This is a genomic window from Myxococcales bacterium (genome assembly GCA_016712525.1).
Lineage (GTDB): Bacteria > Myxococcota_A > Polyangia > Polyangiales > Polyangiaceae > JAAFHV01.
Genome location: JADJQX010000008.1, coordinates 1,013,683 through 1,038,393 on the forward strand (window position 1 = coordinate 1,013,683; position 24,711 = coordinate 1,038,393).

Consider the following 24,711-nt stretch of genomic DNA (forward strand, 5'->3'; position numbering starts at 1 on the left):
GCGGCACTTCCGCGCGCCGAGACTTTTTGTAAGCCTGGGTCTCCCATGGCCAAGACAGCCCCGAAGCGCCGCGCACGTCCCGAGCCTTCTGCCCCGCCCGCCTCCGAGGGCAAGAGGCGCACGAACCCGAGGGGCCGCGCGAAGGAGGCTCCTCGGGCGAAAGAGGCCCGCCCGAAGAGCGGCGCGGAGCACGCCGACCTCGACCGCGAGACCTTCGACCAGCTGGAGACCGAGGTGCGAAACGAGCTGCTCGCCGCGCAGCTCGCGCTCGTCGAGAAGAAGCCCAAGGCGGTGCTCGTGCTCGTCAACGGGCTCGCCGGCGCGGGACGCGGGGAGACCGTGAACCTGCTCGGCGAGTGGATGGATCCGAGGCACGTGCGCACCTTTGCCTACGGCGCCCCCATCGAAGAAGAGAACGAGCACCCGTTCTCGTTCCGGTTCTTTCGAGACCTCCCGCGACGCGGCCAGGTCGGGTTCTACTTCTCGAGCTGGTACGAGGAGCTGATCGCGGCCGCGTCCAAGGGCAAGAAGGTCGACGTCTCCCGCGTGCTCGGCCTCGAGGCGACCCTCGCCGACAACGGCGTGCACCTCGTGAAGCTCTTTTTCGACCTCGACAAGAAGGCACAAAAGAAGCGCTTTCGTGAGCTCGAAGGCGACAAAGACACCCGCTGGCGCGTCACGAGCGACGACTGGGAGGCGAACCGTCGGCACGCGGAGATCCACCGAGGGGCCATGAGCGTGCTCCGCGCCACGAGCACCCCGAAGGCCCCGTGGCAGATCATCGATGGAGCGCGGCCTCGCGCCGCGAGCCTCGAGTGTGGGCGCGCGCTCACCGCGGCCATCCGGGCGACGCTCGAGCCCTCACGCGCCGCCGAGGGCAAGGGCACGACCAAGAGCACGCCGAAGCTCGTGCTCCCCGCGCCGTTGACGAAGCGCCGCCTCGCGCCGGCCACGCGCATCGAAGACCTCGCCTACGGAGAGGTCCTCGACGACGACACCTACGGAAAGCGCCTCGAGCGCGCACAGCGACGGCTCGCGCTCCTCACGCGGCACAAGCGGTTCCCGAAGCACGGCGCTGCCGTGGTGCTCGAGGGGATGGACGCGGCCGGCAAAGGCGGCGCGATCCGGCGCATCACTCGGGCGCTCGACGCGCGCACCTACGAGGTCGTGCCGATCGCCGCGCCCACCGAGGAGGAGCGGCTCTACCCCTATTTATGGAGGTTTTTCCGCAAGTTACCGCGGCACGGGCGGTTCTCGATTTTCGATCGTTCGTGGTACGGCCGCGTGCTCGTCGAGCGCGTCGAGGGCTTCGCCACGCCGGACGAGATCGCCCGGGCGTACGGCGAGATCGTCCGCTTCGAGGACGACGTTCGCGCGCACGGCGTGGCCGTGGTGAAGGTGTGGCTCGCGATCGAGAAGGACGAGCAGCTAAGGCGCTTCAAGGAGCGCCAAGAGCTCCTCCACAAGCGCTTCAAGATCACCCACGAGGACTTCCGGAACCGCGAGCGGTGGGACGCCTATGTCGGCGCCGCGAACGACATGTTCGAGCGCACGAGCACCCACGAGGCGCCGTGGTACGTCATCCCCGCGAACGACAAGCGTTACACGCGCGTGGCCGTCCTCGAGCACCTCGGCGACCGGCTCGAGGCCCTCCTCTCCGGCGATGCCTGAGGGAGACTCGGTCTTTCGCGCGGCGTCGCGGGTGCGTGTGGAGTGCGTCGGGCGCGCCGTGCTCGACGCCGAGACGCGCGGCCCGGGGCCCTCGTTCGGGAGGCTCCGAGGGGCGACGCTCGACGAGATCGAGACCCACGGAAAGAACCTCTTCTTCAAGTTCTCCTCGGGCCTCGTCGTGCACGTTCACCTGAGAATGACGGGCAAGCCGCGCGTCGTTCGGGGGAACGCCTCCGGCGGCGCGTTCCGGGCGCGGCTCGTCCTCGGCCCTCGCGAGGGGGCGGCCTCCGAAGCGCAAGGAGAGGGCACGACGACGCTGCTCTTCCTCGGGGCGCCCGTCGTGCGGCTCGTCACGCGGAGCGAGCTCGTCGCCATCCGCGCGCGGCTCGGCCCGGATCCCTTGCGTGGCGAGATCTCCGAGCCCGAGGTGGTCGAGAAGGTGCTCGCCTACGACGGCACCTTGGGCGAGGCCCTGCTCGTTCAGCGGGTCATGGCAGGTGTCGGCAACATCGTGAAGTGCGAGGCCCTCTTCCTCGCGAAGGCCGACCCGTTCCTTTCATGTGCATCCTGCACCGAAGAGACGGCCGGGCGCGTCGTCACCAAGGCGGTCGAGCTCCTGCGGGCCTCGGTCGCGCGGAGGGGCGGCGCACCACGCGACGACGACTCGGCCCCGTTCGCGACGCCGTTTCGTATGACCCGTGGAAGGCCCGACCCCTATCGCCCAGCCGACCGCCGCGAGACCACCTGGGTCTACGGCCGCTCGGGCGAGCCTTGCCGCGCGTGTGGGACGCGGATCGTGACCCGCCCGCAAGGCCACCCCCCACGGACCACCTACTTCTGCCCGACGTGCCAAGGCGGAGCGACGAAGGCCGCCGGCGTTCCCTGAGCGCGCACGGCTGCCGCGAGCGCCTTGGTAGGGAACAGGCCGTCGATCCGTCGTCGGCCTCGAAGCGAAATCGCGACTCTTCTCGGTGGGACATGTGGTGTACGGTAGGGATCTCCGGTCTGCCTCCGCGGCCCCTTCCCCCGAGCCATCATGCGCGCCTTCCTCTCTCGCCGCCTCGTCGTCACCACCCTCGCTCTCGCCTCCGCCGTCTGTGCCCTCGCGCCTCGCCCGGCGCACGCGCAAGCGCAGCTCTCCGAGGCCGAACGCAAGGCCACCGCGCGCACGCTCTTCGCGGACGGCGCCAAGGCCCAAGACTCGGGGAAGTACGCCGACGCGCTCGTGCTCTTCGAGAAGGCCCAGAAGCTCTACGACGCGCCGACCCACCTGCTCCACATCGCGCAGTGCCAGGTCATGCTCGGCAAGCTCGTGCAGGCCGCCGAGACCTACGAGACCCTGAAGCGCGCGCAGCTCGCCCCCGGAGCCCCCGAGGTGTTCGTGCAGGCGAAGGCCCAAGCCGAGGCCGAGCTGCCCGGAATTCGCGCCCGTATCCCGACCCTCAAGGTGGAGCTCTCGCCGAAGCCCGAGCAGCTCAAGAACCTGCAGCTCGTCGTGAACGACGTCATCATCCCGACCGAGCTCGTCGGCGTGGGGCGCCCCGTGAACCCTGGACCCGCCAAGATCGTCGCGCGCGCGGACGGCTACAAAGACGCCCAGCTCGAGGTCGCGCTCAAAGAGAAAGAGACGCGCTCGGTCTCGCTCGCCCTCGTCCCTGGGCAAGGCACGCTTCCCCCGCCGGTGGTGGTCCCTGCCCCGGCCGACCCTCAAGGGAACCCCCGCCCGGAGCCGAAGAACTACGAGCCGGAGCCCCCGAAGCCGAAGGTGCCGGGCACCCGCATCGGAGCCGTGTACTTTCCACACATCCCGCTGAACGGGAACAACGACCTCAGCCTCGACGCGCTCCAGCACCACATCGGCGTCGAGTTCTCGTTCGGGAAGAGCCTCGTCCGTTACCACCTGACGCTCGCGTATTCTCAGGCCAAGATCGGCGTGGCCTCGATCCAAGGGTTCCGCATCGAGCCCGCGACGCTCGGCTTCGGATTCAACGCCCACAAAACTGAGAAAATGCGCGTCGAGATCGAGCCCACGATCGCGATCCTCAACCTGAGCGCCGCCGGGGCGAACAACGCGGGCTTCGCCGCCCTGTCGAGCGGCATCGACGTGCGCGTCAACCTGGTGTTCGGCCACTTCCACCTCGGGCTGAGCCCCGTCGGTCTGGACGTGCGTTGGGCGGCCGCTGGCGCTGCCCTCGGGGGAGCTGGCGCGGGGTTGGGGTCCGCTGTCGACTTCCGCCCGCGCATCTTCGTGGGCGCCGAGTTCTGACCGGGCATCGGGCGCGCCCCACCGTTCGCGGAAGGGGGCGTTCGTCCCTGATTTCCGTAGTATCGACGCAAGCGCGAGGGATGTAGCCTTCCTGCCATGCGCTCTCTCCGTACTCTCGTCCTCGCTCCGATCGTCCTCGTCGCGTGCGGTGGACCGCCCCCGGAACCCCCCAAGGCGCCCACGCCGAAGCCCACGGCCGAGGTCGTGAAGGCGCCACCGCCGCCGGACACGAGCCCCGTCCCCGAGCCCGCGGGGCTCATCGTGCGCGGCCGCTTCGGGAAACCCGAGGACACCGCGAAACACGCGGCGATGCTCTCCGGCATGCCCGTACCCTCGGCCGCCGAGATGGTCGCGTTCGCGACGAACGAGGAGCTGGGCAAGGCCGTCGACATGGAGAAGACGGTCGACTTCGCCGTCGCTTTCGCGGGGGCCGGGCGCATGCCGAAGCCCGTCATGGCGATCTCGATCCCGCTCAAGTCGTTCGACGACGCCAAGGAGAAGCTTGGAAAGTACAAGCTTATCCCTTCGGACAACGGCGCGCTCCGCGTCGAGGGGATCCTGCCACCCGAGGAGGAAGGCGCCGAGCCGCACACGTGTGTGCTCGCGCCCGCCGCCGGCCCCGCCACGGCCCGCCTCGTGTGCGGCGAGGTCGCAGGCGTGGAGACGCTCGCGCCGTACCTCACCCGGACGTTCTCCCGTGATCCCGTGGTCACCGGCGACGTGCACGTCGAGGTCCTGACGGGCCGCGCGCGCGAGGGCATCGAAGGCGTGCGGCGCCTCCTCCCGAAGCTCGCGCAGAACGAGCTCGGCTCGGGCCTACGGAAGAAGCCCGGTGTGACCGAGCTCGTCGAGACGTTCGTGGGCGACGCGACCGACTTCGCCACCGACTCGGACAAAATCACGCTCGACATCGAGACCAAGGGAGACGGCGCGCGCGCTCAGCTCCGCGTGCATTTCAAGTCGACCAACGCGACCGCGACCAAGCTCGCGCTCGGGCAAGGCTTCCCCGCGGCTCCCCCGGCGAGCGTGTCGCGCCTCCCGGCCGACACCGCCTTCGGCCTCTGGTCGACCGGCACGCCGACCGCGCTCATCGAGCACTTCCAGGGTGTGGCGAAGCGCGCCATGGCCGACATCATGCTCGACGCGCCGGGCCTCACCGAAAAGGAGCGCGCCGACATCCCGCGCCTCGCGTTCGACAAGCTCGCGCCCATGTTCGACTCGGCTTGGTCCTACGGCGGAGGCTTCGACGCCGAGAGCGTCACCAAAGCCGAGGACGCGGTCCGCACCGCCGACGACAAGACGCGCCGCGAGAAAGAGATGAACGCCGAGCTCGCGAAGCTCGGGTTCCACCTGGTCCACCTGACCCGCCCATTCGCACAAGTGTCCGAAAACACGAAGTCTTTCGGCGGTCTTGTGGGCTCGCTCGTCGCCAAATCGCAGGACAAGTCCCCCTACGGTTGGAAGATGTCCTGGAAGCCCGGCCCCGCCCCTCGAGGGCTCCCTGCCGGCACGCTCCACTACGTGCTGGCGCGCGAGTACACGCCGCCGAAGGACGTGAAGGAGCCGAAGCGCAAGGCCTCGTGCCACCTCTACGTCACGAAGGACGGAGAGGGCTCCGCCGCCGGGTTCGGCTGCGACGAGAAGGTCCTCACGGCGAAGCTCGCGGCCTCGCTGTCGAACGCGGTCAAGCAGCCAGGGCTCCCGACCGAGGTGCTCCAAGCGAACGGGCATCGTGGCGCGTTCCTCACGCCTCGAGGCATCGGGTGGATGGTGGCGATGGGGCGAGGGATTCGGCGCACGAGCCTCGGGGGCGCTGGCTCGGCGGACACGAAGGTACCGATCCGCATCACGTTGAAGAACGAATCTCCGAGCCTCTCGGGCCCGGCGGGCACGGCGCTCGTGACGATCGACGCGCCGAAGCAGGCCATCGGGGGCATCGTGGCGACGGCCCTCCGCGGCGCTCGCTGAAGCGCGACGCCACGTTCGGCGCGGGGTCCCTCGAAGGGTCCTCGCGCCGTCGCCTTTTTGTCGTTCGTGGGTCACGCCTCGCAGGCCCATGAACTAGAACGAGGCGTTCCCATGCCTCACGCGCTCGTCTCCCGTCTGTGTACGGTCCTCTGCCGCTTCGGGCCCCTCGTGCTCGTCACGGCGGTGGGCTGCGCGTCGCGCACCGTCCCCGATGCGTTTCCTCGCGCGTCGCCGGCGTCGACCCAGGCGCCCGAGCTTCCACCCGCGCGGGTCGATCGGGCGCTCTCGGGAGACCCTCCGCTGCCTGGACAGTCGACCGAAGGGTGGCCTGGCCTGCGCGCACCCGACGACCCTGCGGACGATGGCCCCTCGACGCACGTGTACGCGTGCCCGATGCACCCCGAGGTCACGGCGAGCAAGCCGGACGTATGCCCCAAGTGTGGAATGTCCCTAAGGAAAACCAAATGAGCTTGCGGGCCGGGTCGACGCTCTTGGGTGTGGCGCTCGTGTGCCTCGCCGCCGCGTGCGCGCCTCCTCCGCTCGCGACCGACGTGAGCCGCGTTCGCGACCTCTCCTCCACGAAGAAGCTCTCGCCGCTGGAAGAGGGCGAGGTCGAGCTCGTGACGACCGAGGAGGTGCGCGGCATCCTCGCGAAGCCCATCGACGTCGAGGCGGCCGTGCGGGTCGCCCTGCTGAACAACCGGGAGCTCCGCGCGAGGCTGCGGGAGCTCGGCGTCGTTCGAGGGCAAATCACCCAAGCGGGGACGCTGCCGAACCCCCTCGTGGAGCTCGAGCTCTTGCCCGAGCGCAACACGACGCTCGAGGCCAGGGTCGAGTACGACGTGACCCGCGCCGTGCTGGCCCCGCTGCGCGCGCGTGCCCTCGCGCCCGAGCTCGAGGCGTCACGGGTGCGCGTCGCAGGGGAGGTCGTCGACCTCGGATACCGCGTGCGCGCGGCGTTTTACCGGGCCCAAGCGGCCGAGCAGCGCCTCGCCTTCGCGCAGAAGGTGCTCGACGCGTTCGCTGCCTCGCGCGACGCGACCAGGGCCATGCACGCGGCCGGCAACGTGAACGAGCTCGCCCTCGCGAGCCACGAGGCCGCCTTCGAGCGCGCGCGGGTCGTCGTGGCGAAGCTCGAGCTCGACGTCGTCTCGACCCGCGAAGAGCTCCGCCGCCTCCAGGGCACCCACGGCGACGAGGCCGACACGAAGCTCGCGGGCCCGCTGCCTCCTCCGCCCGAACGCGCGCCGATCCCCGAGAAGATCGAGACCGCGGCGCTCCGTGCGAGCCTCGAGCTCGTCGAGCGAAAGCACCGCATCGAGAGCCTCGCGAGGAGGGCCGGCATCACCCGCGTCGAGGGCCTCGTGCCCGACGTCGCCCTCGACGTGCACGGGCTCACGGGCAACCCCGACGCCCCCTCGGGAGGCTCGGGCATGGGGCCGTGGCGCCTCGGAGGCGGCATCGCCGTCGGAGTGCCGCTGTTCGATCGAAAGCAGGGCCAGGTGAGCGCGCTCGAGGCCGAGCTCGACGCGACCTTCGAGCGTTACCTCGCGATCGCCGTCGACGTTCGCTCGGCGGCGCGGGAAACGCGCGCGCGGGTCGTCTCGACGCACGCGCGGGCACGCCAATACACGAACGTCATCGTCCCCGCGCAGCACCGGGTCACCGAGCAGACGCTGCTCCAGTACAACGCGATGCAGATCGGGATCTATCCGCTGCTCCAAGCGCACCGTGAAGAGCTCGAAGCCGAGCTCGCCCGAGTCGACGCGGTCGCCGAGTACTGGACGGCGGTCGCCGAGCTCGACGCTTTGCTCGCCGGGAAGCGCGTTCGAGGAGGCCCCGAAGGCCCCGCACCCACGCGCATGACCGCGCCCACAGGAGGGCACTAACTCCATGAATCGACGAGGTTTTCTCCAGTACGGTGGGGCGGCGCTCGGGGCCGCCATCGTGGCCAAGGTCGACCGCGCCGAGGCCGAGCGCGCCGCGGCGGGCCTCGTGGATCGCGGTCAGGCTCCCGCGGGCACACGTGTCGTCGCGCCGGGCGGGCAGATCGCCGTCACGACGCCGAACGGGACGACGCTGCCCCTCCGCACGGTGGGCGGCGTGAAGATCGGGCACCTCGTCGCCGAAGAGGTCTCGCACGAGTTCGCGCCTGGGCTCACGGCGACCTGCTGGGGCTACAACGGAGGGACCCCGGGCCCCACCATCGAGGTCATCGAGGGGGACAAGCTCCGGCTCTACGTGACGAACCGCCTGAACGAGCCCACGACCGTCCACTGGCACGGGCTCATCTTGCCGAACGGCATGGACGGCGTCGCTGGCCTCACGCAGCGCGCGATCGCCCCCGGGGAGACGTTCGTCTACGAATTCACCGTTCGTTACCCGGGTACGTTCATGTACCACCCGCACTTCGACGAGATGACCCAGATCGCGATGGGCATGACCGGCATGTTCGTCGTGCACCCCAAGGTGCCTCGTGGGCCGCGCGTCGATCGCGACTTCGTGCTCATGACACACGAGTGGAAGCTCGACGTCGGGGCGAGCCGTCCCGATCCGAACGAGATGAAGGACTTCAACCTCCTCACCTTCAACAGCAAGGTGTTCCCGGGCACGGCGCCGCTCGTGGTCGGTCGAGGCGAGCGTGTCCGCATTCGGCTCGGGAACTTGAACCCGATGGACCACCACCCGGTCCACATCCACGGGGTCTCGTTCCGCGTGACCGCGACCGACGGCGGCTACATTCCCGAGTCCGCTCAACACCCCGACACCACCGTGCTCGTGCCCGTGGGGAGCACACGCGTGATCGAGCTCGTCCCCGAAGAGCCGGGCGACTGGGCCATGCACTGCCACATGACCCACCACGTGATGACCCAGATGGGCCACGGGCTCGCGCCGGTCGTGGGCGCCGACATGAAGAAGGTCGACGAGCGCATGCGCCGCGTGATGCCCGGCTACATGACGATGGGCACGAAGGGCATGGGGAACATGGGCGACATGAAGATGCCCATCCCGCCGAACAGCCTCCCGATGCGCGGAGGGCCGGGCCCCTTCGGCTCGATCGACATGGGCGGCATGTTCACGGTCCTCAAGGTCCGCGAGAACCCGGCGAGCGCCGATCCGAATGGCTGGTACGCGCACCCCGCGGGCACCGTCGCCACGCTCGCCGATCCCGAGCGCATGAAGGCCGACGGCGTCGAGATCCCCCCCGCGAAGAAGCCCCCTCCCGCGGGTCCTCACGGCGGCCGAGAGGGCCAGGGCGGCGCGGGCCACTGAGCCGCCCGAGACCTCGATTCATGAAAGACATCCACGGGTTACGAACCATTCCGCGATCCTGAAACGCACAAAAGCAGAAGGCCCCTCGCGTTCGGGCGAGAGGCCTTCGGAGAGCGCCGAGGCGCGTCTCAGTGGTGCGCGCCACCCGCGGCAGGTGCACCCTCGCCGGCGGGCGCGGCCGCGTGGGCCGGCTCTTCTTTGCGAGGCTCCATCGAGCCGGGAGCGAGCTCGCCGTTCCGCGGGTTCACCCAGACGCTCGAGTCGGAGTCGAACTCTCCGCGGTGACCGACATCGTTGAAGGTGTACACGAAGAAGACGCCGATGAAGGCGATGCACCCGACCACCATGAGACCGTTGAACTTGTGGTCGTGGCGGATGTGCATGAAGAAGAGGATGACCAGCGAGGCCTTGAGGCTCGCGATGAGCACGACGGCCGCGAGGTTCAGCTTCCCGAGGTCGACGTAGGACTGTCCCACGGTGAGCGCGGTCAGGAAGAGGAGCCCCATGAAGATCCCCGCGTAGAACGGGACGGAGCCGACGTGGGCGTGAACGGCCCCATCGTCGTGGGCGTGTTTGGAGTCGTGGTTGTCGCTCATGATGGGGCTCGCTTCAGATGAGGTACATCAGGGGGAACAGGTAGATCCACACGAGGTCGACGAGGTGCCAGTAGAGGGCCGCGAGGTCGACCGGCGTGAAGAACTCCTTGGAGAAGTCCCCGCGCTGGTTGCGGATGTAGAGCCAGATGAAGATGCCGATGCCGATGATGACGTGGATGCCGTGGATCCCGGTCATCATGAAGTAGAGCGAGAAGAAGATGTGCGCGTTGCCCGGGAGGGGCGCCGAGCCCGGCTTCAAGTGGTCCATGTGCGGGTGGAAGTAGCTGCCCGGGAGCAGGCCCGCGTGGAACTTGTGCGAGTACTCGAAGTACTTGATCACGAGGAAGATGCAGGCGCACGCGATGGTCGCGAGGATGTAGCGCCCGGTCTCGTCCTTCTTTCCGAGCTGCGACGAGCGCACCGCGAGGGCCGCCGTGAAGCTCGAGAAGAGGAGGACCACGGTGTTGACGGCGCCCATCTCTTTGTTGAGCTGGTGCGACGCGGCGACGAACATCTCCGGGTACCAGTTCCGGAACACGCCGTAGGCGACGAAGAGCCCGCTGAAGAAGAGCAGCTCCTGGACCAAGAAGGCCCACATGCCGATCTTGGCGGTGTCGAACTGCTGCGCGGGCGTGTCGAAGTGGTGCTGCAGCCAGGCAGGCCCATGGTGGCCATGGTCGTCGTGGCTGTCGTGCCCTTCGGCGTCGTGACCTTCGGCGGTCGCGGCTTCGGTGCTCATGAGAATTCTCGACTCGTGTGGGGGAGGCGGTAGGACGGAAAGGGGCTCGCGCTCAGTCCTCGGAGAGCTCTTCGTCCGTGGCGAGGTGATACTCGTAGGGGCCGCGCGTGACGACCGGGGACTTCACGAAGTTGTAGAGGGGCGGAGGGGTCGTCGTCTGCCACTCGAGGGCCGCCGAGCCCCAGGGGTTCCGGGGGGCCTTCTTGCCGCTCATGAGCGACTGGACGAAGTTGTAAAGCAGGATGACGAAGCCCACGCCGAGGATCCACGAGCCCATCGTGGACATGCGGTGGAGACCCTCGAACTCGGGGAGGTAATCGTAGTAGCGGCGCGGCATGCCACGCGAGCCGAGCACGAACTGCGACATGAAGGTCACGTTGAAGCCGATGAAGACGAGGGCCCAGCCCGCGACGGCCGGCTTCTCTTCGTACATCTTACCGGTCATCTTGGGCCACCAGTAGTGGAGACCGCCGACGAAGCCCATGACCGTGCCGCCCACCATGACGTAGTGGAAGTGCGCGACGACGAAGTACGTGTCGTGGAGGTGCACGTCGACGGCGAGGGTGCCGAGGAAGAGGCCCGTGAGGCCGCCGATCGTGAAGAGGAAGATGAACGAGAGGGCCCAGAGCATGGGGCTCTGGAGGGAGATCGAGCCCTTGTAGAGCGTCGCGACCCAGTTGAAGACCTTCACGCCCGACGGGATGGCGACGAGGAAGGTGAGCGCCGAGAACACCATCGTGGCGTACTCGCTCTGACCGGCGACGAACATGTGGTGACCCCACACGAGGAAGCCGACGAGCGCGAGGCCGAGGGAGCTCATCGCGATGAACATGTACCCGACCGGCTCGCGGCGGCTGAACGTCGCGATGATCTCGCTGACGACGCCCATGCCGGGGACGATCATGATGTACACGGCCGGGTGCGAGTAAAACCAGAAGAAGTGCTGGTAGAGGACCGGGTCGCCGCCGAGGCGCGGGTCGAAGATGCCGAGGCCGAACGCGCGCTCCATCGTGAGGAGGAGCAGCGTGATCGCGAGCACCGGCGTCGCGAGGACCTGGATGACCGAGGTCGCGTAGAGGGCCCAGATGAAGAGCGGGAGGCGGCGCCACGACATGCCGGGCGCGCGCATCTTGTGGACCGTCGCGATGAAGTTCACGCCGGTGAGGATCGACGAGAAGCCCATGATGAACGCGGCGAGCGTCATCGGGACGACGGAGCTCTGCGAGCCCACGACGGACGACGAGCTATACGGGACGTAGAACGTCCAGCCCGTGTCGACGCCGCCGTTCACCATGCTGTAGAGGCCGAAGCAGGCGCCGAAGACGTAGATGTAGAAGCTCAAGAGATTGAGCTTCGGGAAGGCGACGTCTTTCGTGCCGAGCTGGATCGGGAGGAAGATGTTCCCGAGGGCTGCGGGGATCGACGGGATGATGAAGAGGAAGACCATCACCACGCCGTGGAGCGAGAACATCCTGTTGTAGGTGTCCTGGTCCATGATCGTGTGGCCCTTCGAGAAGAGCTCGACACGGAGCACCAGCGCGAAGATGCCGCCGATGAGGAACGAGATGAGGACGGAGATGAGGTACATCACGCCGATCCGCTTGTGATCGAGCGTGTAAATCCAGCTCCAGAGGCCCTTCTCGACCTCCAGGTAGCTCTTTTCCTCGTTCTTCCCGTGTCCGTTTTCGCCGGTATGCGGGGTCGTTACGGCTGCCATGGTCTCTCCGGTCCTCTACTTGACGGACTTGATGTAAGCGATGAGGGCGTCGATCTGCGCGTCCTTGAAGACGAAGGGCGGCATCTGCGCGTTCTCGAACCCGGTGACGATCTTGGCTTGGGGCTTCAGGATCGACTCACGGAGGTAGTTTTCGTCGGCCACGATCGAGCCGGCGTTGGTGGGCTGGGGCGTCCCGAAGATGCCCTTCATCGAGGGGCCGACGATCTTCGAGCCGTCGACGGAGTGGCAGCTCGTGCAGTTGTTCTTCTTGAAGAGGGACTCACCCCACTTGGCGGGGCCCTCGACGCCGAGCGACGCGAACTCGTTCGGCATCTTGCTGAGCTCGTCGATGTGCTTCTTGTACTCCTCGTCGGTCACGACGTGGATCTTCGCGAGCATGTAGGAGTGGTCTTTGCCGCAGTACTCGGCGCAGAACACCTGGGCCTCACCGAGCTGGTTCGGCGTGAACGTGATGAAGCTGTACATGCCCGGCACGGCGTCGCGCTTCTGGCGGAACGCGGGAATGTAGAAGCTGTGGAGCACGTCCTCCGAGGAGAGGATGAGCTTCACGGGCTTGTTGACCGGGAGGTAGAGGTCGTTCGGCTCCGAGTCGCCCGTGGGGTACTCGAAGGCCCAGCTCCAGCGCTTGCCGCGCACGCGGACTTCCATGGAGCCTTCGGCCGCGGTCGCGTTGTGGACGTACGCGGTGTAACCCCAGTGGAAGAGGAAGACGATGCCGATGAGCGGCGTGATCGTCCAGAAGAGCTCGAGCTTCGTGTAGTCCTGGGTCGGCTCGGCCTTCACGCCCTTCTGGCGCTTGTACTTCACGACGAAGTAGGCGGTCGCACCCCAGATCACCACCGTGAAGACGACCGAGAACCAGTAGAGAAACATGTACAGCCAGTCGACTTCGGCGGCGCCAGTCGACATGGCCGGGGGGAGCTGGAAGTTCTGCTCTTGGGGTACGATCATCGTGCGCTCTCGGGAACGTTGGCGGTGCGGGGCACCCGAACGTGGGGAAATCTCTTACGTGTGAAAAGCCGGGGCGTCGGGGTTCGGGCGGGGGCGCTGATGCTTCGGTTCGAGCTTTGCCAATAGCCCGCCTTTTTGCCGCTCACGAGCCCAAAATACGGTGAGCACGGCCCCGAGGAGGAGCGCCGTCGCACCTCCTCCCACCTGCATGACGCGGGTGGCGACGAGGACGTATTTTCCGCCCTGGGGGTCGTAGTGGTAGCAATAGAGAATGATCTGCTCGACGGTGGAGATGCTCCGGCCCTCGGAGGCCTCGAGAAGGCCGAGGCGCACGTCGCCTGGGTCGAACTCGAGGCCGTAGAGGTAGCGGGCCATGTGGCCCGAGGGCTTCACCAGCATCATCACCGAGGGGTGGGCGTACTGCTGCTGGCGCTCGTCGTACTCGTAGGAGAAGCCGACCGCCTCGGCAACCCGGTCGATGTTGGTCTTGGTGCCGACGAGGAAGTGGAAGCCCTTGCCGTCACCTCGGCCGTAGTCGGCGATGACGCTCGCCCTCTTGGCCGAGGTGCGCTCGAGGGTGTCCTTCGGGTCGATCGAGATGACGACGACCTCGAACTCTTTGCCCGCCGTCCAGGTGGTCTGCCCGAGCGAGCGGACCACGGCGCTCAGCACCATGCTGCAGAGCACGGGGCACGAGTGGTACGCGAAGACGAGCACCACGGGGCGCTTGCCATCGAAGAACTGCTTGAGCCGCACCGGTTCGCCGGTGTGGTCGCGAAACTCGGTCTCGAGCGGGAGCGGGCCGTCGAGGTGCTCCTTGACGGCGACGTGCTCGAGCTCCTTCGGCATCACGGCCGGGGTCGCCTTGACCTCACTGTCCGGCTGGAACCTCTGCGCGCGCGCGTTCCCCGAGACGAGCCAGATGGCCGTCAAGAGGAGCGCCGTGAGCGCGCGGAGGGCAGCGGAGCGGGTCATCGTCTCAGGGGCAGTGCGTGGTGACCGTGATGGTGATGCGCCGGTTCACGTTGCGGATGGCCTCGAGCTTCTCGGGCCCGAGCTTCTTCGCGTCGTCCGAGTCGGCCTCGGGCTCGGGGATGGCAGGCTGCGTCGATCCCGCGCCCGTCACCTTGCCCACGGCCGCTTCGGGAACGCCCGCGGCGACGAGCGTCTTCTTGACGGACGCGGCGCGCTGCTCCGAGAGCTTCTGGTTCTTGTCGGCCGCGCCCTCCTTCGAGGTGTGGCCGGTGATGTCGAAGCGGAGCTCGGGGCACGACTGCGCGAAGGCGACGAGCTCCTTCAACGCGGCCGCGCTCTCGGGCTTGTCGGTGCTGATCTTGTCCGAGCCCGGGGCGAAGTCGATGTCGTTGAAGTTGACCGAGCCGCCGTGCGCCTTGACCTCTTTTTCGAGGGCGAGGCGCGCGTCCTTCTTCGAGGCGTCTTTGCAGGCCTGGACCTCGGCGCCCGAGGGGACCGCGAGGCCCTTCTTGGGAGCCTTCGACCAGCCTGTCATCGGACCGAGATCGTCGGACGGCTGAGGCGCGATGTCGGCCGGGCGAGCCCCTTGCGCGAGCTGCTGCATCGCGACCGAGATCGGCGTGGGCGACGAGTTGAGGTTCTTCTGCTCGCCCTCGCGGAGCTTCTGGAGAGGCTCGTAGTTGGCGGGCATCTTCTCGGCCGCGACGGCCTCGTTCATCTGCACGAAGTACGAGTCGAGCGCGAACTTCACCCCGACGAGGGAGACGAGCGCGATGACACCCACCTTGGCGATGAACCCTGTTTTTGGCTCGGATTTATCGAAACCCATGACTTCCTCTCAGGCCTGCTCGAAGGCGAGGGCGCGCTTGAGGCGCGGGTCGCCGACGGGCACGAGCTGGTGCTTGCCCATGAAGTAGAAGACGACACCGAGGTACGCCCCGCCCACGCCGAGGAGGCAGGTGATGTCGAGCCAGTGGGGCGTGAGCTCCTTCGAGTAGTTCGGGAGCACGAACCAGTAGATGTCGACGATGTGGACGACGAAGAGCCACGCCGCGCCCATCTTGAGCACGTCCAGGTTCCGCTTCGCGTGCCGCGAGATGAGCATGAAGAACGGAATGATGAAGTGCGCGGCCATGAGCCCGATGCTGATCATCCGCCACGAGCCCTCGGCCGGGCCGAGACCACGCGCGTGGTACCAGGTGGTCTCCTCGGGGAGGCCCGCGTACCAGATCAGCATGTACTGCGAGAAGCCGATGTAGGCCCAGAAGCCGTTGAATCCAAAGAGGATTTTGCCCATGTCGTGGAAGTGCTCCACGTTGACCATGCCCTTGAGCGGCCCGTCCTTGAGGAGGAGCAGCACGAAGGTGAGCACGGCCATGGCGGCGACGGCGCTGCACGAGAAGATGTACACGCCGAAGATCGTCGAGAACCACGCGGGCTCGAGCGACATGACCCAGTCGAACATCGAGAACGTCAGGGTGAGACCGAAGCCCCAGGCCGCGAGCGGCGAGAATTTCTGCGCCGTGACGGTGTCCTTCGGGTCCTTCGTCGTGTCCTGGCGGGTCGAGATGGTGAGGAACCACCAGCCGAGCAGGCACCACACGGCGAGGTAGATCGCTGCGCGGACGTAGAAGAAGCTCTTGTTGAGGTAGGCCGTCTTGGCCGCGAGCGTGGTCGCGTGAGCCTGGTGGAGGGCCGCCTCTTGGCCGGAGTGGTGATCCCCGTGGCCGAGGCCGGCCTTCTGCCCGTGACCAGGCTGCTCACCCGCAGGGGCCGCGTGCTCGGCGCCCGCAGGAGCCGGAGCTCCGTGACCGGCCGGGGCCGCGTGCTCCTGGGCGTGCGCCTCGGAGACGATGGTGATGGCAGCGTGCTCTCCCCCGCCCTCGTGGTGCCCCTCGTTCCACCAGGGGAAGAGGTGGCCCGTCGAGAGGAGGATCGGGATGAAGAGGACCGGGAACACCACGAGGCCGACGCCGAAGAACTCGGCGGTGCGGCGGACCGTGACGCTCCAGCCGGCGCTCGTGAGCCGATTGATGAGGATGAAGAAGATCGACCCGAGCGCCACCGTGAGGAAGACCACGAAGGCGAAGAGGTACGAGAACGCGAAGCGCTTCGCGTCCATCGTGAGGCCGAGCATCGACACGACGAGGAACACGGCGCCGAGGCCACCCGCGATCTTCCAGGCGTTCGCCCACGGCGTGCCCTCGATCGTGTAGGTCGCTTCCTTACCTTTTCCGGCCTTCTTGGCGCCGGTCTCCTTAGATTTCTCGCTCACAGCGACGGCTCCTGAGGCACTTTCGCCTGGCTGAGCTGGAGCGCGCGCACGTACGCGACGATCGCCCAGCGGTCGTTCACTTGGATTTGCGGGTAGGCGGGCATGTTGCTCTTGCCGTTCGAGATGGTGGCGTAGAGCTGGCCGTCGGGCATGTGACGGATGCGGTCCTGGTGGAACGTGGGCGGGACGAAGGCCGCAGCGCCGCCGGCGACCGCGCGCTTCTTGACCATCCCCTGACCGGAGCCGGTGTTGTCGTGGCAAGGAGCGCAGTAGATGCCGTAGCGCTCATGGCCGCGCTCGAGCGTCTTCTCCATGCCGCCGTAGGTGTCGACGACCGACTTGGGCACCGCGAGCACGTAGCCCATGTTGTCTTCGGTCCGACCGCTCGTCACGGTGAGGTCCGGGTTCTGCTCGCGCGAGACGGCGCCTTCGGGGATCGGGCGCATCGTGCGCTTGTCGTCGAAGTACGCGCTCTCCTCTTGGTCGTCGTAGCGCGGCTGGTCGTACATGTTGCGAATGCCGAAGACGGGCGGATCTTTGCTCGTCTCGCCACGGCAACCTGCGGCCGACAAGGCCACGGCAGCGAAGAGGGCGAACGTAGAAACGGTGGTGAGCTGGGAGCGCTTCATCCGTGCTCCTCCTCCTCGGAGGGCATGTCGCCCTCGTTGTCGTCGAAGACGACCTCGATGTTCGTGGCGTGGCACTGCTCGAGGAGCTTCTTGGTCTTTTCGAGATCGAACTTCGGGTCTTCGGCTTCGATCGAGACGAAGTACTTGTGGTCGGTCGAGGCCGAGAAGCGCTCCGAGTTGAAGATCGGGTGATGGTGGCGAGGCAGGCGGTTCAGGTGAAGCATGCCGAAGACCGTCGAGAACGCCGAGAAGAGAACGGTCACCTCGAACATGATCGGGATCTGCGACGGGAGCGAGAAGCCCGGTTTTCCGCCGATGATGAGGGGATAGTCGACCCCGTTCATCCACCAGATCATGAAGAAGGCGAGCGTGGTGCCGGTCATGGCGGCCGGGAACACGATGGCTCCGAGCTTGCTTTGACCGAGGCCCATGGCCTTGTCCATGCCGTGGATGGGGAACGGCGTGTGCGTGTCCCAGTTCTTGTAGCCGGCGTCGCGGACCTTCTCGGCCGCGTGCACGACGTCCTTCGCCGTGTCGAACTCGGCGAGGAGGAGCGCCGGCTTTTTGTCGCTGCTGTCGTCGCTCATCACTCGGCCTCCGCGGCGGCGGGCTCGCCCTCGTGACCATGCTCTTCGTCATGGTCGTGGTCGTGGGCTTCGTTCGGGTCGTGGTGGGGGTCGGCCTCGGGGAGCGTGGCCTTGACCTCGGCGATGGCGATCATCGGCACCCAGCGGATGAAGAGGAGGAACAGGGTGAAGAAGAGGCCGAGCGTGCCGAGGTAGATGAAGATGTCGATCAGCGTGGGGCGGAAGTAACCCCAGGACGACGGGAGGAAGTCGCGGTGGAGCGACGTCACGATGATGACGAAGCGCTCGAACCACATGCCGATGTTGATGAGGATCGACACCACGAACATCACCGGGATGCTGGTGCGGAAGCGCTTGAACCAGAACACCTGCGGCGAGAGCACGTTGCAGGAGACCATCGTCCAGTACGCCCAGGCGTAGGGGCCCGTCGCGCGGTTGACGAAGAAGACGTAGCGCTCGTACTCGTTGCCCGAGTACCAAGCGATGAAGAACTCCATCGCGTACGCGTAGCCGACGAGGCTGCCCGTCGTGAGCATGATCTTGTTCATCAGCTCGAGGTGCTTCATCGTCACGATGCTGCGCATGCCGTACACCGCGCGGGTGATGAGCATGAGCGTCATGACCATCGCGAACCCCGAGAAGACGGCGCCGGCGACGAAGTAGGGCGGGAAGATCGTCGTGTGCCAGCCCGGCATGACCGAGGTGGCGAAGTCGAACGAAACGACCGAGTGCACCGAGAAGACGAGCGGGGTCGAGATCGCGGCGAGGATGAGGTACGCGCGCTCGTAGTTCTGCCAGTGGCGGTTCGCGCCGCGCCAGCCGAGTGCGAGAGCTCCGTACACACGCTTACGCAGCATGTTCTTCGCGCGGTCGCGGAGGGTGGCGAGGTCGGGGATGAGGCCCACGTACCAGAAGAGCGCCGAGACCGTCGCGTAGGTCGAGACCGCGAAGACGTCCCAGATGAGCGGGCTCTTGAAGTTGGGCCACATCTGCATCTCGTTCGGGATCGGCCCCATGTAGTAGGCGAACCAGATGCGGCCGACGTGGATGCCCGGGAATATCAGGGCGCACATGACGGCGAAGATCGTCATGGCTTCGGCGAAGCGGTTGATGCTCGTTCGCCACTTCTGGCGGAAGAGGAAGAGCACCGCGCTGATCAGCGTGCCGGCGTGGCCGATGCCGATCCACCACACGAAGTTGGTGATGTCCCAGGCCCAGTAGATCGGCGCGTTGTTGCCCCAGACACCGATGCCGGTCCAGAGCAGGTAGCCGATGGCGAGGCCCATGATGCCGGTGAAGTTGGCCGCCAAGAGGAAGCCGATCCACCAGCCGCGCGGCGCCTTGTTCTCGGTCACGCGGCAGACGGTCTCGGTGATCGACTTGATGGTCGTCCCCTCGCCGACGAGCGGGACCTCACCGATTTCTTTGATGGGAAGATTCGGGCTGCTCATCTCAGGCCTTCCCCATTTCGGGATTCGGGTTCCGGATCTTTCCGAGGTACTTGGTCCGCGGGCGCGTGCCGATCTCGGCGAGGAGGTGGTATCCGCGGGTGAGGGCGTCGACCTGCGACACGCGGCTCTTCGGGTCGTTGAGGTTGCCGAACACGATGGCCTGGGCGGGGCACGCCTGGGCGCACGCGCTGACCACGTCTCCGTCCTTCATCTCGCGCCCCTCGCGTCGAATGGCGATCTTGGCCTCTTCGATGCGCTGGACGCAGTAGTTGCACTTCTCGATGACACCGCGCATGCGCACGGTGACGTTCGGGTTGAACTTCATCTTCTCGACCTCCGGCACCTCTCCCAAGTTGCCGTGATAATTGAGGAAGTTGAAGCGACGCACCTTGTAGGGGCAGTTGTTCGCGCAGTAGCGCGTGCCGATGCAGCGGTTGTACGCCATGTCGTTGAGGCCGTCGGGCGAGTGCTCGGTCGCGTTGACCGGGCAGACGTTCTCGCAGGGGGCCTCTTCGCACTGCACGCAGGCGACGGGCTGGAAGCTGACGTCGGGGTTCTCGATGTCGTCGCCGACGAAGTAGCGGTCGATGCGGATCCAGGCCATCTCGCGGCCGCGCATGACCTGCTCCTTGCCGACGACCGGGATGTTGTTCTCGGCCTGGCACGCGATGACGCAGGCATTGCAGCCCGTGCACGCGGAGAGGTCGATGTTCATGCTCCACTTGTAGGTGGCCTTCGAGTAGTCGACCTGCTTCCAGAGCGGGCCGACCGCCGGGTCGGGCGTGCCGTACTTGCGGTGGTGCTCGGGGGCCGGGAAGAGCGGGAAATCCGGCTGCTTCCGGTACTCCTCGACCGTCGCGTCGATGGCGATCGGGCGACCTTCCATCTCGTGGTGGTCTTGCGTCTGGGCGAGCTTGAAGCGGCCCGTGGCGACGTCGTACGGCCCGTCGGGCTCGACGCGACCGGGGGCCGGAGAGTCATTGCCCGAGATGCCGGGGCGACGGAGCTTGTCGGCGAGCTTGTCGCGCTCGTCGGCGCCCATCTTCGCGACGGTCACGCCGTCGGCGAAGTCCATCGCGTCGATCGTGCGCAGCGACCCGGAGTTGAAGCCGTGTTTGTCGCCGTAACGACCGGCCTCTTGACGACCCCAGCCGAGCGTGAGCGCGACGGAGTTGTCGGCCTGGCCGGGCTGGACCCACGCGGCGATCTCGAGGGTGGCCTGGCCGCGGGTGAGGCGGACCATCTCGCCCGACTCGAGCCCGAGGGCCTTGGCCGTGGCAGGCGAGAACGAGGCGACGTTGTCCCACGTGAGCTTGCTCGCGACCTCGGGGAGCTCGAGCAGCCAGGGGTTGTTCGCGTACCGGCCGTCGAAGAGGCGCGAGTCCGGGGCGAACGTGACCTCGAGGTTGTCTTGGCCGAGCGGCTTCGACGAACGCGTGGCCTTGGCGATGGCTTGCCCGATCTCGGCCGACTTGGGCTTGAGACCGCCGCGCGCCTTGGGCTCGGCGCCCTGGACGATGCCCTTGTTGAGGGCGCGGGTCCACATCTGCTCGAACGCCGGCGCGCCGCAGGGCTTGCCCCCCTCGAGCGGGAGCGAGCGCAGCGTGGCGCGGACGAGGTCGTAGCCTTTGCGGCTCGGCTCCCCGGCGAGCGCCGCGAGCACCTCGATGTCGCTTTTGCCCGAGTGGATCGGCTGGATGAGCGGCTGCTGCACCGCCACCGAGCCGTCGAGGCCGCGGGCGTCGCCCCAGGTCTCGAGCTCGTGCGCGCGGGGGAAGGCCCACGTCGACGCGAGCGCGGTCTCGCTCATGTGCGACGTGAAGGTCACCGACGTGAGCACGCTGTGGATCTTGTCGGCGAGCTTGAGATCGGCGGGCGCGTCGTAGGCCGGGTTTCCACCGAGCACCACGAGGAGGTCGACCTTGTTCCCTTCGAGGTCGGCCGCGAGGGCCTTGAGCTCGTCGAGGCTCTCGGTCACCTCGGGCGCGGGGAAGAGGTTCACCGTGCGGCCGATGTTGCCGAGCGCCGCGTTGATGGCGTGGACGGCGGCGTGGACACGAGCGGGCTGACGCGCGCCCACGAGGACCGCGCCCTTGCCCTTGTTCGCCACAAGCTCCTTCGCGACGACCTTGAGCCACTTCTCCGGGATGCCCTTCACCTCGGCCTTCGCGGCCTCGGCGGCGATGGGGGCGAGCACGTCGGCGCCGGCCCCGAGCGCGGCAATTTCCTTAGCGAGTGCGAGGACATAGCCCTCGATGTCGCGCGCCGCCAGGCGGAGGCGGTGGTCGGCGTTCGAGCCCGTCGTGGTGAGCGCGGGCTCGACCACGTAGAGGCGGTTCATCGGGTCGTTCGGCGTCTTCGGGCGGCGCGCCGCCGAGAAGCCTCGTGTGTTGCGGACGGCGCCGGCTTCGAGCCCGAGGAAGTCCGAGTCGATGGCGACGATCGTCTCGGCTTGGGCGAGGTCGTGGGCCACCGAGAGGCTCTCGCCGAACGCGAGCTTCGCGCCGGCGCGCACGTTCTCGTCGCTGACGGGGGCGTACGCGACGAGCTTCGCCTGAGGGAAGCGCGCCTTCACGCCGTCGATCAGGCGAAGGAAGGTGGGCGAGGTCGACGGCTGGTAGAGCACGCGGAGCTTCTGCCCGCCGTTGCCCGCCTGGCCACGAATCGCCTCTTCGAAGGCCTGCTCGGCGTCGGCGAAGGCCTTCGGCTGGTGCCCGATGTTGCGGGTGCCCTCGCGGTGCGCGTTCATCGGAGCGCGGATGCGGTCCGGGTCGTACACGTCGAAGATGCTGGCCTGCGAGAACGCGTCGGTCTTGCCGCGGCTGCCGGGGTGGTCGGGGTTGCCCTCGACCTTGGTGGGGCGACCCTCGTGCGACTCGACCACGAGGCCGATGGCCTCGCCGCGGTGCATACGCACGGTAGCGTAGTGCTCCGACACGTTGGGGAGCGCGTACTCCGGAGCCTTCGTGTAGGGCAGGATCTTCTCGACGGGGCGGCGCGCGCAGCCCTCGGCGAAGAGGGCCGTCGTCAGGCCGGCGAAGAGCATGAACCCGCGACGACCGACGCTATCGGCCGGGTCGACGTCTTTCACGGCCTGCGAGGACACGACCGGCAGGCGCTTGGGGCCACCCTTCGTCTCCTCGAAGCCGAGGGGGAACTCGGCGGCCGCGCGCACGTCCCGTGCTTCGGGGTTCTCTTTCGATTCGAGGCTCTTCCAGAAGAGCTTCGCGCCGTCTTGGGGTTTGTCGAATTCGTAGGGCGTTCGGCGGCTCATCGGTGGCACCCGGAGCAATGCGTGGGGGGATTCACGGCCGGAGGAGTGAAGTTGCTCGCCTGGGCAGGCGTCCACTCCATGTTGGTGACCTGGTCCTTCGGGCGAAGGTTCGGCGTGGGGTTTCGGTGACAATCGAGGCACCAGCCCATGTTGATGGGCTGATCGGAGCGCACGACTTCCATGCGATCCACGCGGCCGTGGCATGTCGCGCAGCCGACGCCGACGGCGACGTGCACCGAGTGGTTGAAGTAGGCGTGATCGGGGAGGTGGTGGATCTTCACCCACTCGACCGCCGTGCCCTTCTCCCAGCTGTCGCGGACCGGCTTCAGCTTGGCGCTGTCGGTCTTCACGATCGCGTGGCAGCCCATGCAGGTCTGCGTCGGCGGGATCATCGCGTGGGCCGCGGTCTCCACGTTGGCGTGGCAATACCGGCAGTCCATGCCGAGCTGCCCCACGTGCAGACGGTGCGAGTACGGCACGGGCTGGGTGGGCGCGTAGCCGACCTGGAAGTTCTTCGGCGTGAGGTAGTACCACACGAGGAGAACCACCACGGCCGGGACCACGGCGCCTACGGCACCGAGAATCTGCGGGAGCTTGTTGAGCGATCGGGGGAAGATCTGCATAGGCGTCCGAGTACTGCGGGGGTGTCGAGCTCAGCGAGTGTGGGCCGACACCCGGCTACTGTGTCGCGCGTCGCGCGCTCTGCGTGCCCGCGGCAAAAGCCGTGAGATCGCAGGGCGCCTTATGGCGGCGCTCTTATAGAGGAGTGGAGGGTTTCGGTACAAGTCGGTTCCGGCGACAAAATGCCGCGGTGCTACGATCGGCCACGGCATCATGGAACCATTCGAATTCATTGAACAAATATCTTGAGAGATTCGCGAAATTCTTGCGCTGCCGGAAGAGCTCACGGCGCACCCTTCACGAGACGGTCGGCTTCGTCCTTGTGGGTGGGGCAGTCGCGGGAGAGCCAGGTGAGCTTCACGTGGGGCCCGTCGTGCTCTCGCGCGATGACCGCGCCCGCCGTCACTTCGCGAGGCAGGAGCGACGCCGAGGGGTCGTGAGGATCGAGGGTGGCGCGGATGGCGACGAGCATGCCGGAATGGAACTCGAAGCGAACGGTGGGGACGGTGCCCTGGTCCGGCGAGTAGTCGAGGAGCATTTCTTCGCCGGGCGTGGCCTTCCACGTGCCCTTCGGCCCCTGGAACCGCTGCCGTACGTCGCCCGCGGTCATGCCGAGCTTCACGCCGTGAAAGTCGCTCGAAGGTTTCGCCCCTTGGCACGCCGCTCCCGCGGAGACCCCGAAGGCCATCGCGAACGCGAAGACGAGCGCGCGCATCATGGGCGGGGCGTTATGCCCACCCGGTCCACGCGTCAAGGGGGAGGGCCCTTCGCGCCGGGGCGGGCGCGCTACAAAGGCTTACCGAGCCAGAGGCTCAGGGGAGAGTCGGGGTAGCTTCCGAAGCGCGGCACGTCGACGTAGCCCTCCGCGCGGTAGAGGGCCACGGCCTCGGGCTGGCGGGTGCCGGTCTCGAGCACGATGCGGGTCTTTCCGAGATCGCGCGCGGCGGCCTCCAGCGTACGCAAGAGGCGACGCCCGAGCCCGAGCCCGCGGGCCTCGCGCGAGACGTACATGCGCTTCACCTCGGCCGTGCGCGCGTCGATCGATCGCACGGCGCCGCACGCCACCGCCACGTCCCCCCGGTACGCGAGAAAAAAGGCGCCGCGCGGCGCTTCGACCTCTTCGCCGCGAAGATCGAAGAACCCCTCCCCCTCGTCCGGATAGAGCGCCAGCAGCTCGGCGTCGAGCTCTCGAACGAGCGAGACCGCGGCGGGCTCGAGGAGCGACGCGCGACGAACGACGATGTCCGTCATTTGGCGGGAGACGCGATGGCCTGACCGGGCCACGCCACCGCGTACGCGAACGCGGCCGTCGCGACGGCACCGAAGATCGCGGCCGCGGCCAGCCCCGCCCGACGCCGCTTCCCCTGCGATACGAGCGCCAAAACGAGCCCGAGCCCGGTGACGAGCCCGAAGGCCGTGGGCGCGTACCAAGTGGCCGCGAGCCTCACGATCCACGGGGCCTTCTCTCCTATCCCCTCGAACATGGAGCGGAAGCGCCCGGTCACGAGCGAAAACCCGAGCAGAAACACCGACGTGTTCCCTCCTACGAGCACACACATCCACTCCACCGGGGTGAGCTTGCGGGGCGCGTCGAGGGGTTTGTCGGCCTTCGAGGGCTCGATCGCGAGCGGGGCCGTCGATTCACTCATGAGCGGCTCTATAGTGCTTCGTGGGTTCGTGCGAAACCCAAGGCGAGC

At 67.4% G+C, this 24,711-nt stretch carries 22 protein-coding genes; 7 read left to right on the plus strand and 15 right to left on the minus strand.

Annotation, left to right across the window (positions count from 1 at the left end; all coding sequences use genetic code 11):
* Positions 1-45: 45 nt before the first annotated feature.
* The 7 genes from pap (at position 46) to IPK71_33935 (ending at position 9,178) form a co-directional block, all read left to right on the plus strand.
* Entirely contained in the window at positions 46-1,671 is a 1,626-nt protein-coding gene (pap, locus tag IPK71_33905) for a polyphosphate:AMP phosphotransferase (GenBank protein ID MBK8218750.1), read from the plus strand.
* Positions 1,664-2,557 (plus strand): hypothetical protein, encoded by an 894-nt coding sequence (locus tag IPK71_33910; GenBank protein ID MBK8218751.1) that lies wholly within the window; start codon positions 1,664-1,666, stop codon positions 2,555-2,557. The genes pap and IPK71_33910 overlap by 8 nt, the downstream gene beginning before the upstream one ends.
* 150 nt (positions 2,558-2,707) lie before the next feature.
* The gene (locus IPK71_33915) at positions 2,708-3,937 is read left to right on the plus strand and encodes a hypothetical protein (protein ID MBK8218752.1); all 1,230 of its coding nucleotides are present in this window, start codon (positions 2,708-2,710) and stop codon (positions 3,935-3,937) included.
* Positions 3,938-4,033: 96 nt separating this feature from the next.
* Positions 4,034-5,905 (plus strand): hypothetical protein, encoded by a 1,872-nt coding sequence (locus tag IPK71_33920; GenBank protein ID MBK8218753.1) that lies wholly within the window; start codon positions 4,034-4,036, stop codon positions 5,903-5,905.
* 111 nt (positions 5,906-6,016) lie between these two features.
* Complete coding sequence (locus IPK71_33925) at positions 6,017-6,373, plus strand: hypothetical protein (protein MBK8218754.1); 357 nt, start codon at positions 6,017-6,019, stop codon at positions 6,371-6,373.
* Positions 6,370-7,794, plus strand: a complete 1,425-nt coding sequence (locus IPK71_33930) for a TolC family protein (GenBank protein MBK8218755.1) — start codon at positions 6,370-6,372, stop codon at positions 7,792-7,794. Before IPK71_33925 ends, IPK71_33930 begins: the two co-directional genes overlap by 4 nt.
* A 4-nt stretch (positions 7,795-7,798) precedes the next feature.
* On the plus strand, positions 7,799-9,178 hold the full coding sequence (locus tag IPK71_33935; GenBank protein ID MBK8218756.1) for a copper oxidase: 1,380 nt from the start codon (positions 7,799-7,801) through the stop codon (positions 9,176-9,178).
* Between the two features lie 128 nt (positions 9,179-9,306).
* On the opposite strand, the gene IPK71_33940 is transcribed toward IPK71_33935, so the two are convergent.
* From IPK71_33940 to IPK71_34010, 15 genes are all read right to left on the minus strand, one after another.
* Positions 9,307-9,774 (minus strand): cytochrome C oxidase subunit IV family protein, encoded by a 468-nt coding sequence (locus IPK71_33940; GenBank protein MBK8218757.1) that lies wholly within the window; start codon positions 9,772-9,774, stop codon positions 9,307-9,309.
* A gap of 13 nt (positions 9,775-9,787) precedes the next feature.
* Positions 9,788-10,513, minus strand: a complete 726-nt coding sequence (locus tag IPK71_33945; GenBank protein MBK8218758.1) for a cytochrome c oxidase subunit 3 family protein — start codon at positions 10,511-10,513, stop codon at positions 9,788-9,790.
* Between the two features lie 52 nt (positions 10,514-10,565).
* On the minus strand, positions 10,566-12,230 hold the full coding sequence (gene ctaD, locus IPK71_33950) for a cytochrome c oxidase subunit I (protein ID MBK8218759.1): 1,665 nt from the start codon (positions 12,228-12,230) through the stop codon (positions 10,566-10,568).
* 15 nt (positions 12,231-12,245) lie between these two features.
* The gene (gene coxB, locus IPK71_33955; protein MBK8218760.1) at positions 12,246-13,202 is read right to left on the minus strand and encodes a cytochrome c oxidase subunit II; all 957 of its coding nucleotides are present in this window, start codon (positions 13,200-13,202) and stop codon (positions 12,246-12,248) included.
* Positions 13,203-13,256: 54 nt separating this feature from the next.
* A complete protein-coding gene (locus IPK71_33960) occupies positions 13,257-14,177 on the minus strand; it encodes an SCO family protein (GenBank protein ID MBK8218761.1) in 921 nt (306 codons plus the stop codon).
* A 4-nt stretch (positions 14,178-14,181) separates the two neighbouring features.
* Positions 14,182-15,006: an OmpA family protein gene (locus IPK71_33965; GenBank protein ID MBK8218762.1), complete on the minus strand. Its 825-nt coding sequence runs from the start codon at positions 15,004-15,006 to the stop codon at positions 14,182-14,184.
* Positions 15,007-15,015: 9 nt separating this feature from the next.
* The gene (locus IPK71_33970; GenBank protein ID MBK8218763.1) at positions 15,016-16,452 is read right to left on the minus strand and encodes a hypothetical protein; all 1,437 of its coding nucleotides are present in this window, start codon (positions 16,450-16,452) and stop codon (positions 15,016-15,018) included.
* Positions 16,449-17,081 carry a cytochrome c gene (locus IPK71_33975; GenBank protein MBK8218764.1) on the minus strand — a complete coding sequence of 211 codons (633 nt, stop codon included), beginning with the start codon at positions 17,079-17,081 and terminating at the stop codon, positions 16,449-16,451. Before IPK71_33975 ends, IPK71_33970 begins: the two co-directional genes overlap by 4 nt.
* Positions 17,078-17,668: a DUF3341 domain-containing protein gene (locus tag IPK71_33980; protein ID MBK8218765.1), complete on the minus strand. Its 591-nt coding sequence runs from the start codon at positions 17,666-17,668 to the stop codon at positions 17,078-17,080. The genes IPK71_33975 and IPK71_33980 overlap by 4 nt, the downstream gene beginning before the upstream one ends.
* Complete coding sequence (gene nrfD, locus IPK71_33985; GenBank protein MBK8218766.1) at positions 17,668-19,119, minus strand: polysulfide reductase NrfD; 1,452 nt, start codon at positions 19,117-19,119, stop codon at positions 17,668-17,670. Before nrfD ends, IPK71_33980 begins: the two co-directional genes overlap by 1 nt.
* A 1-nt stretch (position 19,120) precedes the next feature.
* A complete protein-coding gene (locus IPK71_33990; GenBank protein ID MBK8218767.1) occupies positions 19,121-22,030 on the minus strand; it encodes a 4Fe-4S dicluster domain-containing protein in 2,910 nt (969 codons plus the stop codon).
* A gap of 359 nt (positions 22,031-22,389) precedes the next feature.
* Positions 22,390-23,016, minus strand: a complete 627-nt coding sequence (locus IPK71_33995; GenBank protein ID MBK8218768.1) for a cytochrome c3 family protein — start codon at positions 23,014-23,016, stop codon at positions 22,390-22,392.
* A 281-nt stretch (positions 23,017-23,297) separates the two neighbouring features.
* The gene (locus IPK71_34000; GenBank protein MBK8218769.1) at positions 23,298-23,732 is read right to left on the minus strand and encodes a hypothetical protein; all 435 of its coding nucleotides are present in this window, start codon (positions 23,730-23,732) and stop codon (positions 23,298-23,300) included.
* A 68-nt stretch (positions 23,733-23,800) separates the two neighbouring features.
* Positions 23,801-24,265 carry a GNAT family N-acetyltransferase gene (locus tag IPK71_34005; GenBank protein MBK8218770.1) on the minus strand — a complete coding sequence of 155 codons (465 nt, stop codon included), beginning with the start codon at positions 24,263-24,265 and terminating at the stop codon, positions 23,801-23,803.
* Positions 24,262-24,663 (minus strand): hypothetical protein, encoded by a 402-nt coding sequence (locus tag IPK71_34010; GenBank protein ID MBK8218771.1) that lies wholly within the window; start codon positions 24,661-24,663, stop codon positions 24,262-24,264. Before IPK71_34010 ends, IPK71_34005 begins: the two co-directional genes overlap by 4 nt.
* Positions 24,664-24,711: the final 48 nt, after the last annotated feature.

Excerpts from the sequence above, each read along its gene's own strand:
- pap (MBK8218750.1), top strand. The coding sequence starts at position 46 with ATGGCCAAGACAGCCCCGAAGCGCCGCGCACGTCCCGAGCCTTCTGCC.
- IPK71_33910 (MBK8218751.1), top strand. The coding sequence starts at position 1,664 with ATGCCTGAGGGAGACTCGGTCTTTCGCGCGGCGTCGCGGGTGCGTGTG.
- IPK71_33915 (MBK8218752.1), top strand. The coding sequence starts at position 2,708 with ATGCGCGCCTTCCTCTCTCGCCGCCTCGTCGTCACCACCCTCGCTCTC.
- IPK71_33920 (MBK8218753.1), top strand. The coding sequence starts at position 4,034 with ATGCGCTCTCTCCGTACTCTCGTCCTCGCTCCGATCGTCCTCGTCGCG.
- IPK71_33925 (MBK8218754.1), top strand. The coding sequence starts at position 6,017 with ATGCCTCACGCGCTCGTCTCCCGTCTGTGTACGGTCCTCTGCCGCTTC.
- IPK71_33930 (MBK8218755.1), top strand. The coding sequence starts at position 6,370 with ATGAGCTTGCGGGCCGGGTCGACGCTCTTGGGTGTGGCGCTCGTGTGC.
- IPK71_33935 (MBK8218756.1), top strand. The coding sequence starts at position 7,799 with ATGAATCGACGAGGTTTTCTCCAGTACGGTGGGGCGGCGCTCGGGGCC.
- IPK71_33940 (MBK8218757.1), bottom strand. The coding sequence starts at position 9,774 with ATGAGCGACAACCACGACTCCAAACACGCCCACGACGATGGGGCCGTT.
- IPK71_33945 (MBK8218758.1), bottom strand. The coding sequence starts at position 10,513 with ATGAGCACCGAAGCCGCGACCGCCGAAGGTCACGACGCCGAAGGGCAC.
- ctaD (MBK8218759.1), bottom strand. The coding sequence starts at position 12,230 with ATGGCAGCCGTAACGACCCCGCATACCGGCGAAAACGGACACGGGAAG.
- coxB (MBK8218760.1), bottom strand. The coding sequence starts at position 13,202 with ATGATCGTACCCCAAGAGCAGAACTTCCAGCTCCCCCCGGCCATGTCG.
- IPK71_33960 (MBK8218761.1), bottom strand. The coding sequence starts at position 14,177 with ATGACCCGCTCCGCTGCCCTCCGCGCGCTCACGGCGCTCCTCTTGACG.
- IPK71_33965 (MBK8218762.1), bottom strand. The coding sequence starts at position 15,006 with ATGGGTTTCGATAAATCCGAGCCAAAAACAGGGTTCATCGCCAAGGTG.
- IPK71_33975 (MBK8218764.1), bottom strand. The coding sequence starts at position 17,081 with ATGAAGCGCTCCCAGCTCACCACCGTTTCTACGTTCGCCCTCTTCGCT.
- IPK71_33980 (MBK8218765.1), bottom strand. The coding sequence starts at position 17,668 with ATGAGCGACGACAGCAGCGACAAAAAGCCGGCGCTCCTCCTCGCCGAG.
- nrfD (MBK8218766.1), bottom strand. The coding sequence starts at position 19,119 with ATGAGCAGCCCGAATCTTCCCATCAAAGAAATCGGTGAGGTCCCGCTC.
- IPK71_33990 (MBK8218767.1), bottom strand. The coding sequence starts at position 22,030 with ATGCACCGCGGCGAGGCCATCGGCCTCGTGGTCGAGTCGCACGAGGGT.
- IPK71_33995 (MBK8218768.1), bottom strand. The coding sequence starts at position 23,016 with ATGCAGATCTTCCCCCGATCGCTCAACAAGCTCCCGCAGATTCTCGGT.
- IPK71_34000 (MBK8218769.1), bottom strand. The coding sequence starts at position 23,732 with ATGATGCGCGCGCTCGTCTTCGCGTTCGCGATGGCCTTCGGGGTCTCC.
- IPK71_34005 (MBK8218770.1), bottom strand. The coding sequence starts at position 24,265 with ATGACGGACATCGTCGTTCGTCGCGCGTCGCTCCTCGAGCCCGCCGCG.
- IPK71_34010 (MBK8218771.1), bottom strand. The coding sequence starts at position 24,663 with ATGAGTGAATCGACGGCCCCGCTCGCGATCGAGCCCTCGAAGGCCGAC.